The sequence below is a fragment of the Pseudomonas sp. LTJR-52 genome (assembly GCF_003691465.1).
GTDB classification, from domain to species: domain Bacteria; phylum Pseudomonadota; class Gammaproteobacteria; order Pseudomonadales; family Pseudomonadaceae; genus Chryseomonas; species Chryseomonas luteola.
This window is the reverse complement of record NZ_CP033105.1, coordinates 4,279,772-4,295,580: the sequence shown is the minus strand read 5'-3', so window position 1 is coordinate 4,295,580 and position 15,809 is coordinate 4,279,772. Positions and strand designations below refer to the sequence as shown.

The 15,809-nt window shown below is 55.2% G+C and carries 16 protein-coding genes; 8 read left to right on the top strand and 8 right to left on the bottom strand.

The window, feature by feature from the left end; all coding sequences use genetic code 11:
- The first annotated feature begins 140 nt into the window (after window positions 1-140).
- From EAW52_RS20035 to EAW52_RS20005, 7 genes are all read left to right on the top strand, one after another.
- The gene (locus EAW52_RS20035; RefSeq protein ID WP_122043746.1) at window positions 141-2,939 is read left to right on the top strand and encodes a monovalent cation/H+ antiporter subunit A; all 2,799 of its coding nucleotides are present in this window, start codon (window positions 141-143) and stop codon (window positions 2,937-2,939) included.
- The gene (locus tag EAW52_RS20030) at window positions 2,939-3,262 is read left to right on the top strand and encodes a Na+/H+ antiporter subunit C (protein ID WP_122043745.1); all 324 of its coding nucleotides are present in this window, start codon (window positions 2,939-2,941) and stop codon (window positions 3,260-3,262) included. The genes EAW52_RS20035 and EAW52_RS20030 overlap by 1 nt, the downstream gene beginning before the upstream one ends.
- Window positions 3,259-4,761, top strand: coding sequence for a monovalent cation/H+ antiporter subunit D (locus EAW52_RS20025; protein WP_122043743.1), 1,503 nt, complete (start codon window positions 3,259-3,261; stop codon window positions 4,759-4,761). The genes EAW52_RS20030 and EAW52_RS20025 overlap by 4 nt, the downstream gene beginning before the upstream one ends.
- The gene (locus EAW52_RS20020; protein WP_122043742.1) at window positions 4,758-5,246 is read left to right on the top strand and encodes a Na+/H+ antiporter subunit E; all 489 of its coding nucleotides are present in this window, start codon (window positions 4,758-4,760) and stop codon (window positions 5,244-5,246) included. The genes EAW52_RS20025 and EAW52_RS20020 overlap by 4 nt, the downstream gene beginning before the upstream one ends.
- A complete protein-coding gene (locus EAW52_RS20015) occupies window positions 5,240-5,509 on the top strand; it encodes a K+/H+ antiporter subunit F (RefSeq protein ID WP_010799055.1) in 270 nt (89 codons plus the stop codon). The genes EAW52_RS20020 and EAW52_RS20015 overlap by 7 nt, the downstream gene beginning before the upstream one ends.
- 8 nt (window positions 5,510-5,517) lie before the next feature.
- The gene (locus tag EAW52_RS20010; RefSeq protein ID WP_010799056.1) at window positions 5,518-5,850 is read left to right on the top strand and encodes a Na+/H+ antiporter subunit G; all 333 of its coding nucleotides are present in this window, start codon (window positions 5,518-5,520) and stop codon (window positions 5,848-5,850) included.
- 323 nt (window positions 5,851-6,173) lie between these two features.
- Window positions 6,174-6,938, top strand: coding sequence for an OBAP family protein (locus tag EAW52_RS20005; protein WP_122043741.1), 765 nt, complete (start codon window positions 6,174-6,176; stop codon window positions 6,936-6,938).
- A gap of 51 nt (window positions 6,939-6,989) precedes the next feature.
- Here the strand turns inward: EAW52_RS20005 and cfa are convergent, their stop codons facing one another.
- Window positions 6,990-8,153, bottom strand: coding sequence for a cyclopropane fatty acyl phospholipid synthase (gene cfa, locus EAW52_RS20000; RefSeq protein WP_122043740.1), 1,164 nt, complete (start codon window positions 8,151-8,153; stop codon window positions 6,990-6,992).
- Window positions 8,154-8,546: 393 nt separating this feature from the next.
- On the opposite strand from cfa, the gene EAW52_RS19990 reads away from it, so the two are divergent.
- On the top strand, window positions 8,547-9,263 hold the full coding sequence (locus EAW52_RS19990) for an amidotransferase (protein WP_074825991.1): 717 nt from the start codon (window positions 8,547-8,549) through the stop codon (window positions 9,261-9,263).
- A 59-nt stretch (window positions 9,264-9,322) separates the two neighbouring features.
- Here EAW52_RS19990 and EAW52_RS19985 read toward each other — a convergent pair whose 3' ends face one another.
- From EAW52_RS19985 to EAW52_RS19955, 7 genes are all read right to left on the bottom strand, one after another.
- The gene (locus EAW52_RS19985) at window positions 9,323-10,528 is read right to left on the bottom strand and encodes an MFS transporter (RefSeq protein WP_122043737.1); all 1,206 of its coding nucleotides are present in this window, start codon (window positions 10,526-10,528) and stop codon (window positions 9,323-9,325) included.
- Between the two features lie 374 nt (window positions 10,529-10,902).
- Window positions 10,903-11,214, bottom strand: a complete 312-nt coding sequence (locus tag EAW52_RS19980) for a LysR substrate-binding domain-containing protein (RefSeq protein ID WP_122043736.1) — start codon at window positions 11,212-11,214, stop codon at window positions 10,903-10,905.
- Between the two features lie 132 nt (window positions 11,215-11,346).
- Window positions 11,347-11,988: a DedA family protein gene (locus tag EAW52_RS19975; protein WP_122043734.1), complete on the bottom strand. Its 642-nt coding sequence runs from the start codon at window positions 11,986-11,988 to the stop codon at window positions 11,347-11,349.
- A gap of 71 nt (window positions 11,989-12,059) precedes the next feature.
- Window positions 12,060-12,479, bottom strand: a complete 420-nt coding sequence (locus EAW52_RS19970) for a DoxX family protein (protein ID WP_162997665.1) — start codon at window positions 12,477-12,479, stop codon at window positions 12,060-12,062.
- Between the two features lie 813 nt (window positions 12,480-13,292).
- Window positions 13,293-13,685: a hypothetical protein gene (locus EAW52_RS19965; protein WP_122043731.1), complete on the bottom strand. Its 393-nt coding sequence runs from the start codon at window positions 13,683-13,685 to the stop codon at window positions 13,293-13,295.
- 15 nt (window positions 13,686-13,700) lie between these two features.
- Entirely contained in the window at window positions 13,701-15,011 is a 1,311-nt protein-coding gene (locus EAW52_RS19960) for an ATP-binding protein (protein ID WP_122043730.1), read from the bottom strand.
- A gap of 12 nt (window positions 15,012-15,023) precedes the next feature.
- The gene (locus EAW52_RS19955) at window positions 15,024-15,725 is read right to left on the bottom strand and encodes a response regulator transcription factor (protein ID WP_122043728.1); all 702 of its coding nucleotides are present in this window, start codon (window positions 15,723-15,725) and stop codon (window positions 15,024-15,026) included.
- Window positions 15,726-15,809: the final 84 nt, after the last annotated feature.

Here is a 15,809-nt window from a genome sequence, read left to right as displayed (position 1 = left end):
AATGCCATTATGCAGCGCACTAACGCGACGGCCGCTTGTCCCACCCCCTAATGAGCTCGTTGGAGTCGAGCCTGTATCTAGAATAGGGGAGTCGGAAGGCATTCCATGATTGTTTACATTGTGATGAGTAGGCGCGCCGTATGATGCTGGTGCTGATTGTCGTACTGCCGCTGCTTGGCAGCCTGTTACCTGCGGTGTTTGATCGCGGCGGTCGGCGCCTGCCTGCCATTGCGGCCTCGATACCCGCGGCGATTGCCTTCTTCATCCTGTTGAATTTGCGCTCCAGGTTGGCAGAGGGAGCCACCATCACTGTTTCGTACACATGGCTGGAAAACCTGGGCTTCAACCTGAGCCTTCGTCTGGACGGGCTGAGTTTTCTTTTTGCCTTGCTGATTCTGGGGATCGGCCTTCTAGTCATTCTCTATGCGCGATACTACCTATCGCCTGAGGAGGCCATTGGACGATTCTATAGCTACCTGCTGTTATTCATGGCAGCCATGCTGGGGGTCGTTCTTTCCGAAAACGTGCTGCTGATGCTCGTCTTCTGGGAAATCACCAGTCTTTCCTCGTTTCTGCTGATTGGTTTCTGGTCCCATCGCTCCGATTCGCGACGCGGAGCACGAATGGCCCTGACGATCACCTCAGGCGGGGGGCTTGCCCTGTTGGCAGGCATACTTTTGCTGGGGCACATTGCAGGCAGCTTCGAGCTGAGCCAGATCCTGGTTTCCGGCTCACGTATCGTTGAACATCCCCTTTACCCGCTGATGCTGGTGCTGATTCTGCTAGGTGCCTTCACCAAGTCTGCCCAGTTTCCGTTCCACTTCTGGCTTCCTCATGCGATGGCAGCGCCCACGCCTGTTTCAGCCTATCTGCACTCAGCCACCATGGTTAAGGCTGGCATTTATCTTATGGCACGCCTGTATCCAGCTATTTCAGGTACAGATGAATGGTTCTATATTGTCAGCCTTACCGGGTTGGTTACCCTGGTGCTTGGGTCAGCCATGGCCTTCTTTCAGCAAGACCTTAAAGGGCTGTTGGCCTATTCCACCATCAGCCATCTGGGCCTTATCACCTTGCTGTTCGGGCTGGATACCGACATGAGTTCGGTAGCTGCCATCTTCCACACCATCAACCATGCGACGTTCAAGGCCTCACTGTTCATGGCAGCCGGGATCATCGACCATGAGACCGGTACGCGTGATCTGCGTCGGCTGGGAGGGCTCTACCGGTACATGCCGCATACGGCACTGCTTGCAATCGTCGCGTCGTTGTCGATGGCAGGAGTGCCGCTGCTCAATGGTTTTCTGAGCAAGGAAATGTTTCTGGGTGAGACCCTGGAGCAAGGGTTGCTGGGGCCGTTCAATTGGGTCATTCCCGTCGTCTCCACCATTGCCAATCTGCTCACCATGGCATATTCCGTACGCTTCATTCATCAGGCGTTTCTAGACAAGACGCCTGATCCCTCGGCAATGCCTCACTTTCCACCCCATGAGCCACCGTTCTGGATGCGCGCGCCGGTCAATATCCTCGTCTTGCTGTGTGTCCTGGTAGGTCTGATGCCTGAGCAGACCGTAGGCGATCTACTTGCGCTGGCGGCACGGGTTTCATTAGGCGGACCGTTACCCGAATACAGTCTGACCCTCTGGCATGGGTTCAATCTGCCTCTTGTCATGAGCCTTATTGCGCTGGGCGGTGGCGTACTGCTGTACTTTGGAATGCGGCGTCCGCTGTTTCGCCTGTATAACCACCTCCCTGATGCCGAAGCGCGGGATGTGTTCGAGGGCGCAATCCAGTGTCTGGTCCGGCTGACCGTTCTGTTTACCGAACGTGTAGAGAACGGCTCGCTACAGCGATACATGACGCTTATGCTGATAGGCGTACTGCTCGTAACCGGGAGTGCCTTGTGGGATCTCGAGGTAGTGACGGGGCCGGTGGCGATGACTCCACTCGACCCGGTTACCTCGGCAGGGCTGGTGATTCTTATGGCCGCCTCGATTTCAGTCGTCTTGTTCCACCGTCGGCGGTTGCAAGCCATTGTCTTCAGCAGTGTAGCCGGATTGATGGTCTCTCTGCTGTTTGCCCGGTTCTCGGCGCCTGATCTGGCATTGACTCAGTTGTCGGTTGAGGTTGTCACCACGGTCCTGCTGGTACTGGCACTGTTCTTCCTGCCCTGGCATACACCGCGTGAATCCTCCGCACTGCGAAGAGGACGGGACGGCCTACTGGCGGTGGGATGCGGGGGATTGGTTTCTTTGCTGGCCTATGCGGTACTGACGCGGCCCTACGAGAGCATTGCGCAGTTCTTCCTGGACCGGAGCGTACCGGAAGGCGGCGGCAGCAACGTCGTCAATGTGATTCTAGTGGACTTTCGGGGGTTCGATACGCTGGGCGAAATCAGCGTACTGGCCATTACCGGCATCGCCGTCTACGCCATGCTGGACGGGCTAAACCCCAAACTTCCCGAGCGGGGGCTGGGTGGGTACCCCTGGATACGTGATCGGCACCCTCTGATGCTCAAGGTTATGGCCAAGCTCCTACTACCGCTGGCCCTGCTGGTTTCCGTCTTTATATTTCTGCGTGGCCATCAGCTGCCCGGTGGCGGCTTTATAGCGGGCCTGATCACAACGGCAGCATTGATCCTGCAGTACATTGCCAGTGGGCTTCGTTGGACGACTGCACGCTTGCCTCTCGATTATCGCCGCCTGGCAGGCAGCGGCATTCTGCTGGCCGGGGCGACAGGGCTGGTCGCATGGTTGTTTGGCAAGCCCTTCCTGACCTCTGGGTTCACGCACCTGCATATTCCAGTGATCGGTGACGTCGAACTGGCCAGCGCGACGCTGTTTGATCTGGGCGTATACCTAACCGTTGTAGGCTCCTCGTTGCTGACACTGGCGCATTTGGCCTCAAGCGGCCGACCGCAAGAGGAGGGCGTGTCCTGATGGAACTGTTTTTTGCCATCACCTTGGGTGTGCTGACAGCGAGCGGTGTTTACCTGATGCTACGTGGACGTACGTTCCCGGTCGTGCTGGGAATGACCCTGATCACTTATTCTGTGAATCTTTTTCTTTTTGCCATGGGGCGCTTGTCGACCGGTGCTGCTCCCATCATTGGTCAAAGCCAGACCTATGCTGACCCCTTGCCCCAGGCGCTGGTGCTGACTGCCATCGTCATCAGCTTTGCGATGACAGCATTCGTGCTGGTGCTGTCCATCCGTGCGGTTTGCGAACTTGGAAACGATCACGTGGACGGAGAGGAACAATGAGCCATGTGATCATCCTGCCGATTCTACTGCCGCTTTTCAGCGGGGCGGCCCTGTTACTATTCAATAGCATGACATCGCGAAACAAACGGTACTTTTCAGCGTTGGCTACCTTTCTGCTGATCCCGCTGTCAGCGTGGATGGTCACTGTTGCTGCCCGCGATGAAATCGTAACCTACACCCTCGGTAACTGGTCGGCTCCCTTTGGCATTCTGCTGGTGCTGGATCGGCTGAGTGCGATTATGGTGCTGATTACATCGGTTCTGGCGAGTGGTGCCATACTCTATGCCTGCCAGGGCGACGATGCTCGCGGCCCTAATTTTCATGCGTTATTCCAGTTTCAGGTAGCTGGCCTGAATGGTGCCTTTCTTACCGGCGACCTGTTCAATCTGTATGTCTTCTTCGAAATCCTGCTGATCGCCTCCTACGCGCTGCTGTTGCACGGCGGTGGCAAGGAGCGCACAAGTGCGGGCCTGCACTACATACTGCTTAATCTCCTGGGCTCGTCGTTGTTTCTGGTGGCCGTAGGCGTGCTGTATGGGCTGCTGGGCACCCTGAATATGGCACATCTGTCTGAGCGCATCGCACAGGTAGGGACGGGCGATGCCCCGCTGATTGCAGCCGCCGGGCTCCTGCTACTGTTGGTCTTTGCACTCAAGGCGGCCCTGCTACCTCTGTACTTCTGGCTACCACGTGCCTACGCAGGGGCAACGGCTCCGGTCGCTGCATTGTTCGCCGTGATGACAAAGGTCGGCGTATATTCGATTTTGCGTATCTATGCGCTGCTGTTCGGCCCTGACGCCGGAGCATTATCCCATCTGGCGCAACCCTTGCTGTGGCCTCTGGCCTTGCTGACCCTTGCCCTGGGGTCCATCGGTGCCCTGGCGGCGCGCCAACTCCAGGAACTGGTGGCTTATTTGGTGCTGGTATCGGTGGGGCTGCTGTTGGCTGGCATGTCGCTTGGACGTGTGGAATCGATCTCGGCTTGTCTGTTCTACTTAGTTCATACCACATGGATTACCGGAGGGCTCTTCCTGCTTAGTGATATGGTCGCCAGGCAGCGAGGGGAAACTGGGGCCCGACTGGAGAAAGGGCCTGCCCTGCGACAGCCCATGCTTCTGGGCAGCCTGTTTTTCATTGGGGCGGTGTCCATGGCGGGCCTGCCGCCGTTTTCAGGATTTTTTGGCAAACTGCTGATCCTGAAGTCTGCACCACTTTCGGAGGCGCGCTGGCTCTGGCCGGTATTGCTGATCTCCAGTCTCGGCCTCGTCATTGCATTAAGCCGGGCGGGCAGTACGGTGTTCTGGCGAGGCGGTGAGGACATCGCCGGGCAGGAGAGAGCAAATGGCTGGCGCCTGTTAGCCGCGATAACGCTGATGTCCGCCAGTGTCCTGCTGGTAGTCGTCGCAAAACCGCTGACGCTTTACCTTGACCAGGCTGCGCAACAAATCATGTCTCCAGCGGCTTACGCCAGTGCTGTATTACAGGAGGGTAGCCGATGAGCCGATTGTTTCCGCATCCATGGTTAAGCGCAGTTCTGGTAGTGCTCTGGTTGCTATTGGTCAACAGTATCAGTCTGGGAAGCTGGATTATGGGTCTTTTCCTGGGCTGGGCTATTCCACGGTTATGTACTCGAATGTGGTTCGAGAACGCGCGGCCCCAACACGGCTGGCTGACGATTAAGTTGCTTCTTAGAGTTACCAGGGACGCACTCGTCGCTAACATTCAGGTAGCTGTACTGGTCTTGGGGCCGACACGGCGGCTCAATCCCATCTTTGTCGAGGTGCCTGTGGATATTCGGGATGACCTTGGCCTTACCCTGCTCATGAGTATCATCTCGCTGACGCCTGGAACCGTATCGGCTGAACTCAATGAAGATCATTCTCTCATTCTGGTTCATGCACTCAACGAAGAAGATCCCGAGCAGCTGATTCGAAGTATCAAAACGCGTTACGAGCAGCCGCTGATGGAGATATTTCCATGCTGACCATTGTGATTCCCATTTGCCTGGCTCTATGTACGATTGCCGTGCTGCTGGCGTTTATCCGGCTGGTACGGGGGCCACATCAGTCCGATCGTATCCTGGCGCTGGACACCCTCAACATCAACGCGATCGCATTGATCGTACTGTTTGGCCTGTGGCTGGACTCAAACCTGTTTTTCGAAGCGGCGCTGATCATTGCCTTGATGGGGTTTATCAGCACGGTTGTACTGGCCAAATTTATTACCCGTGGCGACATCATTGAGTAAGGAGACATATGAACCCATGGCTTGAAGGTATCGTTTGTGTACTACTCCTCGTGGGTAGCGTGTTTACGTTGATTGGCTCGATCGGGCTGTTACGGCTACCTGATTTCTTTACCCGGCTGCATGGCCCAACCAAGGCCACCACGTTGGGCGTAGGCAGTACCGTCATTGCATCCATGCTGTATTTCACGACCCAGCACGATGGCCTGAGCCTGCATGAATTGCTGATTCCCCTGTTTTTGTTCATTACCGCGCCCGTCAGCGCTCAAATCCTGTGTAAAAGCGCAATGCAACAGCGATTGAAACGCACCGAAAAGACCAAAGGCGAACCCTGGCAGCCTTGAACATATGTGGGTGCGGCGCATGCGGAAGGGTTGAACACCATGTCTAAGTGGTAGTGCGCTTGTGGCCCGTTGGGCTCCTGCAGGACGATTGGCGAGCACTGTGGACAGGCCATAGTCTTTAGTTGAATTACCGGAAGAGTAAGGCAACAGTGATTAAAAGTGAGGCTGCATTTGCTCTATCGCTTGTAGCCTCTCTTTTTGCATGACTCAGCCGCTCGTTTGGCGCATGGGTTGCGCAACCTATCTTCAGCTCTTGCCTCGTTGCGCTCCTGGAGATCTCAATTACGCTGAAAATGATTTCGCGTAATCATTACAGGTGTTTCATGAGCGTCAATGCAAGAGCGATTCCCCTTTCCCTGGTGTGCCTATTGGCCGCCTGCTCCAGTGGCGGTAATACGGAGTCCTATGTCACTGCGCCCGGTGCGCCCAAGCAAACCATGACCAAGACCCTGGAAACCGGTGCCGATGTGTTACAGAGCAAGCCGCCTATCGACGCCCTCAATGCCTACCTGGACGGTTTCCATTTCTACAACGGACACCCGCATGGGCAGATGGAGGCTCATCACTATTGCTCGGTCCTTAACGAACAGGTCATCCAGTGTGTCATTTATGACGGCAATACCAGGGATGCCAAGATCATGGGCGTGGAGTACATCATCGATGAGGCGCTCTTCAAGCAGCTGCCTGCTGCGGAGAAAGCCCTGTGGCACAGCCATGTCCACGAGGTGAAATCGGGGCAGCTGGTAGCACCCGGGATACCCGAACCGGCGGAGCATAAGCTGATGGAAAAGCTTGTTCATACCTATGGAAAAACCTGGCATACCTGGCACACCGACCAAGACAAGACCTTACCGCTGGGTGTCCCTCAGTTAATGATGGGATTTACTGCCGACGGCCAGGCCAATCCACAGATGGTCGAGGCGCGTGATCGTCGTATGGGCATCGACAGCAAGGCGAAAAAAGCTGCCCGGGCCGATATCGTCGCTCCGGCCATCGATCCCGGTGCCGATGCCTGGCAAAAGGGAAGGATCATCCAAATCAAGGATCCCACTGGGTCTCAAAATCATGGCGCGCATTCGCAGCCCTGAAGGTAAAACGACCCAGGCATGGTTCTTGTGCCTGGGTCGATTGCACAAGGCTCAGCTCAGCCGGTTATAGCCGCCCGGCACGCCCCGCTTGGATAAGACCCACTGCCACAACTGGATATTCCGGGCGCGAAAGGCGGCAGCGCAAGACTGCAGGTAATACGTCCACATGCGATAGAAGCGTGTGCCGAGTTTTTTCTCAAAGCTTGGCCAGGCAGCATCAAAGTGCTTAAACCAGGCCATTAGCGTCTTGTCGTAGTCCGCTCCGAAATTATGCAGGTCTTCAGCCACAAATAATTCATCAAGGGCATCGCCTATCTGACCAATCGAGGGAAGGTCGCCATTAGGAAAAATATACTTGTCGATCCAGGGATCGGGAGAGGAATGCCGCTGATTCTTGCCAATGGTATGGAGCAGAAAGAGTCCATCATCCTTCAGGCAGCGATGAGCGACCTCCATGAACGTCCTGTGGTTCTTGCGCCCAACATGCTCGAACATACCAATGCTGACGATGTGGTCAAAAGGCTCATCCAGGTCGCGATAATCCTGCAGCCTGAATTCGAGCGGCAGTCCTGCGTATTGGCGTTTGGCAAACTCTGCCTGTTCTCTTGAGATCGTAACCCCTACACACGTAACGCCATAGTGCTCCGCTGCGTAGCCCATGAAACTGCCCCAGCCGCAGCCGATATCCAACACCTTCATGCCGGGACGCAGGCTGAGCTTTCGGCAGATGAGGTCAAGTTTGGCTTCCTGCGCAGAAGCAAGGTCCGTCGCATTTTTCCAGTAACCGCAGGTGTACGTCATCCGCGGATCCAGCATAGCGGCATAAAAGTCATTACCGAGATCGTAATGTGTTTGCCCAACCTGCCAGGCACGGCTTTGGGTCTGAAGGTTGAACAGTTGACTTCTCAGGTAATGAAACACCAGCCGCGACGGCTGTATGCGCGAGGACAAGTCTGCCTTCAGGATGCGGTAGATGAATTCATCCACCCGATCGACATCCCAGTCGCCATTAACGTACGTCTCGCCCAGGCCCAGGTTGCCTCGAGCAAATGCCTGCTCTGGAACGCCCTTGTTATGTAGCCGGATGTCCCAAGGGCTGGAACCGTTGACCTTGATTCCAGCAAGATCGAGCAATTCTTCGAAGTAGTCGAACGTTCGGGTATGGTCGGGACAGTAAAGCTCTTCATCCTGATGCTTGTGCGAAACTATAGCCATGCGCCTTTATCTCCTTGATCCTGTCAAAGTTGCTCATGACTTCCGTGAACGTACTGCTCCTTTTGATTGAATAAAATGTACAGCGGATGTGGTAGGCCAAAAGAGTGCTTTGAGTGAAATAGTGTTTTTCTATTTATATGAAACGTGGAGTGCACCTGGCCTCGAAAGTGCTCTCGCTGAATACACATTTTGTAAAATTTACTGATGGCATTTTGTTCAATAAGTTCGCGACGAAGCGCAGGAAAAACGCTTCCATGAACATTAAGTTCGCAGGGAGGAGGAGCGAAAAAATAGCTCCAGGTAGAACCACGCTCCTGAGCTGACGTACCATATTTCTCCTGCCCGCGCTTTTGCGCAGCGGCTTCATACCCCTTGCTATTGCCTCGGAGTCCCATGTCTGTTCGGATCTGTGTTCTCGAAACCGATATTCTTGTCCCTGAACTGGCCGAGCTGTACGACGGCTATGGCGCCATGTTTGTTCGTCTGTTCGAGCAGGTGCCGGAGCAGGTTGAATGTACGGTCTATAACGTCGTTGAAGGCCACTACCCACCGGAAGGCGCCCGTTTTGATGCGTATCTGGTTACCGGCAGCAAGGCGGACTCCTTTGGCGAAGAGCCCTGGATTCAACGCCTCAAAACTTATGTGCAACAACGTTATGAGCACGGTGACAAGCTCCTGGGTATCTGCTTTGGTCATCAGCTCCTGGCCCTGGCGCTAGGAGGGGTGGCCGAACGCGCCAAGGGAGGGTGGGGAATTGGGGTACAGCGTTTCGAGGTCGCGCAGGGCTTTTCCTGGCAGCAGCCTCCGCTGGAGAATGTCACGCTGATCGTCTCGCATCAGGACCAGGTCACGGCGCTGCCTCCCGCTGCGCAGTGCCTGGCCAGTAGCGCCTACTGCCCGAATGCGGCGTTCGTCATGGGCGATCAGGTGTTGTGTTTTCAGGGGCATCCGGAATTTGTGGCCGAGTATGCGAACCGGCTATTGGTAAGGCGCCAGTCAGTCTTTTCCACCGAACAATACGAGACGGCTGTAGCCTCGTTGGAGCAGCCTCATCAGGGCGCCCTGATCGCGCAGTGGATGGTGAATTTTGTGGCAGCCCCTCGTAGCTAATAAGCCGACGCGATACAAAAAAGGCGGTCTGAAAAGACCGCCTCGGTATCAAAGCTCAATCATGCGTTGGCGCCTCGTAAGCGACCAATGCCGAAGAACAACAGGGCCAGCAGCGGCAGGCTACTGCCCACCAGAACGATAGCTGGCCAGCCGCCTCGTTCATAAACGGTGCTGGCTATCGCCGACCCTGTGGCACCTCCAATAAAGATGCTGGTCATGTACAGGCCGTTCAAACGGGCGCGGCTCTTGGCATCGAGCATATAGACGGCACGCTGACCCAGAACCATGTTCATCTGCACGGCAAAGTCGAGCAGGATGCCGGTTATTGCCAAGCTGACGACCCCATAAGGCGAATGAACCAGCGCTGGTAGAAAACTCAGGGCGGCAAGCAGCATGGCAACTGCCGAGGCACGATGAGTATGGCCTGCATCGGCAAGGCGTCCTGCAATCGGTGCAGACACTGCGCCGACAGCACCTACCAGAGCAAAGACGGCAATCTGGGTCTGCGACAGACCGTAATGGCGGATCAACTCAAGGGGCGCGGCCGTCCAGAAGAGGCTGAAGGCGGCAAACATTAACCCCTGATACAGCGAGCGCTGGCGTAGCACAGATTCACGTCTGAAGAGATGAACCAATGACAACAGGAGCTGGCCATAATGTGCCTGGTGGGACGGTTGACGTGCGGGAACCACTTTCAAGACCACGCCGGCAATCGCCAACATGATCAACGCGCTGATAAAAAACACGGTACGCCAGCCGAAGTGATCGGCTATCAGGCTAGAGGCCGGGCGGGCCAGCAAGATACCCAGCAGCAGTCCACTCATGATGGTGCCAACGATGCGTCCACGTGACTGTTCGGGAGCAAGATGGGCGGCCAGCGGAATCAGTATTTGTACGGCCACCGAGCTGATACCGATTAATAGCGAGACCACTAGAAATACGCTGGGTTGAGTCGAAAGGCCTGCCGCCATCAGCATGACGGCCGAGGCGAGGACCGTGATAACCATTAGACGACGATTTTCCAGGAGATCGGCTAGCGGAACCAGCAGAAGCAGCCCCAGGGCATATCCGATCTGGGTCAGCGAAACGATTAGGCTGGCATCGTGCTCGCTGAGTCCGACGGCGGGAGCGATCAGCTCGATGATGGGCTGTGAGTAATAGAGATTGGCCACAATAGCGCCACAGCAAAAGGCAAAAAGTAATACCAGCCCTTTTGATAGTGTAATAGTAGAATGCTCATGTTCGATCATCGATGCGGTACTCATTAAAGTCTCTTGGCAAGGCAACGGTTATTCAAGTCGGTTCAAGGTCTTTTCAAGAAAATCGACAAACAGAATGGAGCGAGACCCGCTTGTTCAATATAAGCGTGTGAGAACACGTCTATTGGTGGTCTGCCTGTACGGATAATGCTCCGTCAGGTCGCGTTTCAGGTAACCAGGAAAGGCCATAAAGTCAGAAGGTTTGACTCTCATCTTTTCTTATCTCTTCGCCTCAGGTGCGGAGGTGCCTTTACTCCCGATGGGCTCCAGGCGAAGTGCTACTCTATCTTCTGTATCTGCACAACTACCTACCGGCCCCACACCTAGAGCAGAAAACAGCCCGGATAATGTTACGATCAGTCGGGTGCATAGCGGGTGCTTCATTCTGCCTTTGATGAGGCATACCTTAAAGAGGGGGGCAGCGCGAGAGAATTGGACGGCAGAACAACGCAGCGTTGCGTCAGGCGCAATGCCTGGCGAGTGGAAAGGCGTCCCTCGCAAAATTCGATAAAGGCGCTGACCCGCCTTGAGCCGCGCCGATTGGGCATATACAGCGCCGAAATGGCGGCACTGGCCTGATTCAGATTGATGTCATGATCCGGAAATAGCCGAGTCAGTCGACCGCTTTCGATATCGGTTTGCACCAGCCAGCCGGCCAATAAGGTAATGCCCCACCTGCCAGCGCGACTCATGCAGAACCTCGGCATTATCACTGTGTAGACGGGGAACCGATTGACCTGTTGAAAAGCCGGCGATGCCGTGACGCTGAACGTGCGGATTAAAGACACTTCGACCAAAGGCTCTGTAAAAGGCTGATTCGCCGGTTATCGAGGATGGGTGACGGCTTGCTGATTAAGGTGTCTCGCCTGATGGTGTGTGGCACGGTGTTTCAGGTGATGTGCCGCCAGCAGGGCTGCGGCAAGCATCAGCCCGGCAACAGCCAGCCCGGGGAGTAGGTATTCCTGAACCATGTCCAGCGCCAAGAGCACCGGGGCCTGAAAGGCATGCCCTAACGCCAGCGCTGAACCAGCCCACAACATTGAACCCAGAATGTCGTACACGAGAAATTGAGCCAGCGACATTCGTTGTGCGCCTGCCATCAATGTGGCGACTGCTCCCATGCCGGGTACGAATTTGGACACTAGCAACCACCGTGCGCCCCGTTCGGTGAAGCGAGCCGAGCAGGTACCGGCGTTCTTGCGGTGAGAGAAGGGTAGTTTTGTTAACCATGTGAGAATGCGCTCGCCATGATGGCGCCCTGCCCAATACCAGGCGAGATCTGCCAGAACACAAGCCAGCGAAGCGAGAAACAGAAACTCGACCAGCCTCATGGGAGCGTCGGCAGAGGCGCCAGAAGCGACCAGAAGCGGATAGGAAGGTAACGGCGCGCCCAACTGCTCGGCGAAGACATTCACGAACAGCAACACGGCATTTCCAGTCAGCAAGGCGCTCATTACGGATGGCATGGCGGCGGGTCTCTTTGATCGTGCAGGGCAGGGCGGTACGCCCTTTAGGCGGCGTACCGTGCGGCGTCAAGTCAGGCGAGAGCGAGGCGACGTTTGCTAAGAGCGCCGTCCAGGCTGAAGGCGCCGCTACCGAAGGCTACGACCTGCAATAGGCCACCGGTAATGGCGATGTTTTTCAGAAAGTGGATCAGCTGGTTCTGATCAGCAAGGTTATTGTGGAAGACCACCGCCGTCATGAGGGTAAAGCCTGCCATGATGGCTGCTACCCAGCGGGTCTTGTAGCCCACAAGCAACAGGCTGGCCAACCCTACCTCAACGCCAATCGCTCCCAAGTAGGCCAGAAGTGGAAACGGTATGCCGACGGACCCGATGTAACCCATGGTTGCAGCAGGCGCGGCCAGCTTGCCAATACCGCTGAACAGAAACAGTGTACCTAGCAGTAGGCGTCCAACAGTGGCGGTATAGGCTTGAGAGGCGTTCAAATTAGTCATGTTCAGTTCTTCCATTAAGGGGTTCAAGGGCTTCGCCGAGGTACCAAAGCGGTATGGAAGAAAGCTTAATGTCGCCTGATTAAATGAGTAACTAGGTGAAAGATGAAAAATAGTAACATTGTGGTGGACAATAAAGCTCGAGAGCCTGCCTGTTGGTTAAAGCTGCCTGACCTCGGTTAATCAAGTGTGCAGTGATAGGCACTCAAAAGCAGAGGAACGGCCTAAAAAGCGCAATTAATAGCGCATACGTTCCAAACACAGCACAACCGTTCAAGCTCCCGCGGCGCACTTCGACAAAAGTTGTCGTACATTCATTGCAGCTGGAGAGCTACCATGCCAACCGCCATGGCTGCCCCGGAAACGGCCTGATTGATCCCTTAAACCGTACGTTAGTCATGAACATTCCACATCTATGCCATCTTATTTTGAGGTTCGCATATTGGGTGGCTTTATTGGGAGTAACCTGCTGATCACCTTTACATCGGCGCCTTTCATCATGCCAAGCGTGACGCGTTGGTTCGTGAGTTCTGTCGTTATCGCCACGCTTGGCTCGGTTTCTTACCATAGGACCCAGGTAACGGTATCCATCGCTGGTTAAGGATCTGGCCTACCCGAGCCGCATATCCGATTTAGACCCCCCACGGACTCTTACTGTTGTCACTGGGCATGCGCGGCCTTTGTATGGACTTTATATCCACTTGGTTTGGTTGTCGTGAGCATGCTCGGTGGGCGAATGTAGTCATCTATCCGCAAGCACAATAAGCCTAATAACCTTTGCATGCCTCCAAAACGCTAGTTGTGGTATTGGCATCATCAGGATCTTGAATGTCGAGCCTCGATTCCGCGAACAATGACGAAGGCAATCAACGCAACGACAAACACGACAAGATACATCCAGGCGATGCTTTGTAATGTTTCAATCAACGAGCGATAGATCTCGAGGGTCCAGCGTTCTGAATTAAGCACCAGTATCTGAGCATCCGTAGTCGGCGCGCTGATATAGCGCTCAAGGTCGTAGATTCGCACGCCACCTGAAATACCTACCACAAAGCTGGCGAACGTGATGTATCGATGCCAGGCGCTACTGACGTCATCCTTGATAATTCGGGCCAGGACAGCCTTGGTCGAATGGTTGAACAAGGCGACGACTGTGGCGGAAGTGATGAATGCAACGACAAAGGTGGCGGCCAGTAGAGAAAAAAACATAGAGCCTCTTGGTAGCTACGTATGAAATGGCATGTCCAGGCGGAAACGTGCGCCGCCCAAGGGTGAGGTGTCTGCAGCTAATGTCCCGTTTTGGGTCTCGATCGCTCTGCGGCTGATGGCAAGGCCAAGCCCGAAGCCGCCTGTTGTTCGGTCGCGGCTGCGGTCGAGCCGGTAAAAGGGCTCGAAGATCTTTTCATGCTCTGCCTCCGGGATGCCAATGCCGTCATCTTCAACTGTGATCTGATAATGATCCTGATCCTGATCCAAAACACTTACGCTCAGGCGGATGCGGTGGTTACAGTAGCGAATGGCATTTCGGATCAGGTTCTGTAATGCTCTGGCTGTCAGACGAGGCTCCAGACTTACCCGCTGTTTCTCCATCGCCATGTCCACCTCCAGGAGGATTCCGCGCTGCTCCAGTTCTTCAGCGAACCCTCCCACGATGCTATCGATAAACTCACCCAGATTGAGTTCGACCCGCTCCAACTGAGCGGCTACGCTGTGCAGCCGACTGTAAGACAACAGCTCTAGTACCAGTTCGTCCAGCTCACGAACGTGACGAGTCATGTCCAGCAGGCGGGTACGAGAGGCTTCTGGAATATCTTCGGACAACGCCAGGGCCAGGCCAAAGTCGAGCCGGGAGAGGGGAGTGCGAAGTTCATGGGATACTGCATTGAGCAGCTCCTGCTGCTGATTGAGCAGGCGCTCGATATCGGTGGCCATCGAGTCGAATACATGGCCCAGCTCGGCAATGTTGGACCGTGAGGGAAGGTGAGTTCGGGCAGACAGGTTTCCCCTGCCCAATGCCGAGGCGGTACGCCTGAGCGATTCCAGATCTCGCCAATGAGGACGTAGCCAGAGCAGCAGACAGGCCAGAAGCGCTGCGCCTGTCAGGACGTTCATGGCCCAGAACAGCAGGTTGATATCCAGCGGAAGGGGTGGGCTGGACTCTTCTATAAAATGCTCATTGTCCAGCGGAGCCAGGACCGTATCAGGCAGGCCATACTCACCGAGGTGTACGACCATGAGCCCCTGTTCGAGTTGTTCACGCTCATCCGGGCTCAACTGAGCGCTTGCCATTTCTCGAAGACTGACCTCAAGCGGTGCAAAAGAGGTCTTGAGTTCCTTTTCCAACTGATCCCATTCTGTTTTGGGGCGCTCCAGGAATCGTTGCTGGATCAAGGCCATCTGACCTCTGAACTGATCCAGATTCCACGCAACGTAACGATCTTTGGACAATGAAACGACAAGTTCGGGCACTACATAGTTGGCGAGGCTGAAGGTAATCAGCACCACCAGGTATAAACGGATCAGAACCTTCAGCATGACCGGTACATCCTAGTCTTCCCACTCGGAGCGGCTGAAGAGATAGCCCTTGCCCCAAACTGTTTTGATCTTGCGTGCTTCGCCAGAGGTATCTTCGAATTTGCGGCGCAACTTCGAGATGGCGACATCAATGGAGCGATCGATACCGTTAAACTCGATACCACGTACCTGTTGCAAGAGCTGGTCTCGACTCTGTACTTCACCGGCATGACGAGCCAGGGCTACCAGAAGATCGAATTCGCCTGATGACAGCTCGATCGGCTGGTCCCGCCACTGAACAACCCGTTCGGTTAAATCGATTTCCAGACGACCAAAGGTGACACGCGAAGCATCCTTGCGAACTGTTTCCGGCTGGCTGCGCCGGAGCAGCGTACGAATCCTGGCCAATAGCACCCGTGGTTCACAGGGTTTGGTGACGTAGTCATCCGCCCCCAACTCGAGACCGACCACTTGATCATGACTATCGTCGCGGGCGGTGAGCATGAGAATAGGAAGGCCAGCATGGTCTGCGCGGAGCTGGCGGCACACCTGCAAGCCATCAAGCCCCGGCAGCATAAGATCCAGGATGACCAGATCCGGGTATCTTTTCCGGACATGCGCTTGAACCTCGTCGCCCCGGGACAGTATGGAAACCGCGAAGGCATGACGTGTCAGGTAGGTGGCAATCAGTTCAGCCAGGGCGGTATCGTCTTCGACCAGGAGGATGGTAGGCATAGCAGGGCACGCTGAAGGGTTTGAAAGAGCATAAACAAACCGGACAGCTTCTGTAGCGGTCATTACACTTTTTCACAAATGCCC

Coding starts and splice junctions, on each gene's coding strand:
- EAW52_RS20035 (WP_122043746.1), top strand. CDS start 141: ATGATGCTGGTGCTGATTGTCGTACTGCCGCTGCTTGGCAGCCTGTTA.
- EAW52_RS20030 (WP_122043745.1), top strand. CDS start 2,939: ATGGAACTGTTTTTTGCCATCACCTTGGGTGTGCTGACAGCGAGCGGT.
- EAW52_RS20025 (WP_122043743.1), top strand. CDS start 3,259: ATGAGCCATGTGATCATCCTGCCGATTCTACTGCCGCTTTTCAGCGGG.
- EAW52_RS20020 (WP_122043742.1), top strand. CDS start 4,758: ATGAGCCGATTGTTTCCGCATCCATGGTTAAGCGCAGTTCTGGTAGTG.
- EAW52_RS20015 (WP_010799055.1), top strand. CDS start 5,240: ATGCTGACCATTGTGATTCCCATTTGCCTGGCTCTATGTACGATTGCC.
- EAW52_RS20010 (WP_010799056.1), top strand. CDS start 5,518: ATGAACCCATGGCTTGAAGGTATCGTTTGTGTACTACTCCTCGTGGGT.
- EAW52_RS20005 (WP_122043741.1), top strand. CDS start 6,174: ATGAGCGTCAATGCAAGAGCGATTCCCCTTTCCCTGGTGTGCCTATTG.
- cfa (WP_122043740.1), bottom strand. CDS start 8,153: ATGGCTATAGTTTCGCACAAGCATCAGGATGAAGAGCTTTACTGTCCC.
- EAW52_RS19990 (WP_074825991.1), top strand. CDS start 8,547: ATGTCTGTTCGGATCTGTGTTCTCGAAACCGATATTCTTGTCCCTGAA.
- EAW52_RS19985 (WP_122043737.1), bottom strand. CDS start 10,528: ATGAGTACCGCATCGATGATCGAACATGAGCATTCTACTATTACACTA.
- EAW52_RS19980 (WP_122043736.1), bottom strand. CDS start 11,214: ATGAGTCGCGCTGGCAGGTGGGGCATTACCTTATTGGCCGGCTGGCTG.
- EAW52_RS19975 (WP_122043734.1), bottom strand. CDS start 11,988: ATGCCATCCGTAATGAGCGCCTTGCTGACTGGAAATGCCGTGTTGCTG.
- EAW52_RS19970 (WP_162997665.1), bottom strand. CDS start 12,479: ATGACTAATTTGAACGCCTCTCAAGCCTATACCGCCACTGTTGGACGC.
- EAW52_RS19965 (WP_122043731.1), bottom strand. CDS start 13,685: ATGTTTTTTTCTCTACTGGCCGCCACCTTTGTCGTTGCATTCATCACT.
- EAW52_RS19960 (WP_122043730.1), bottom strand. CDS start 15,011: ATGCTGAAGGTTCTGATCCGTTTATACCTGGTGGTGCTGATTACCTTC.
- EAW52_RS19955 (WP_122043728.1), bottom strand. CDS start 15,725: ATGCCTACCATCCTCCTGGTCGAAGACGATACCGCCCTGGCTGAACTG.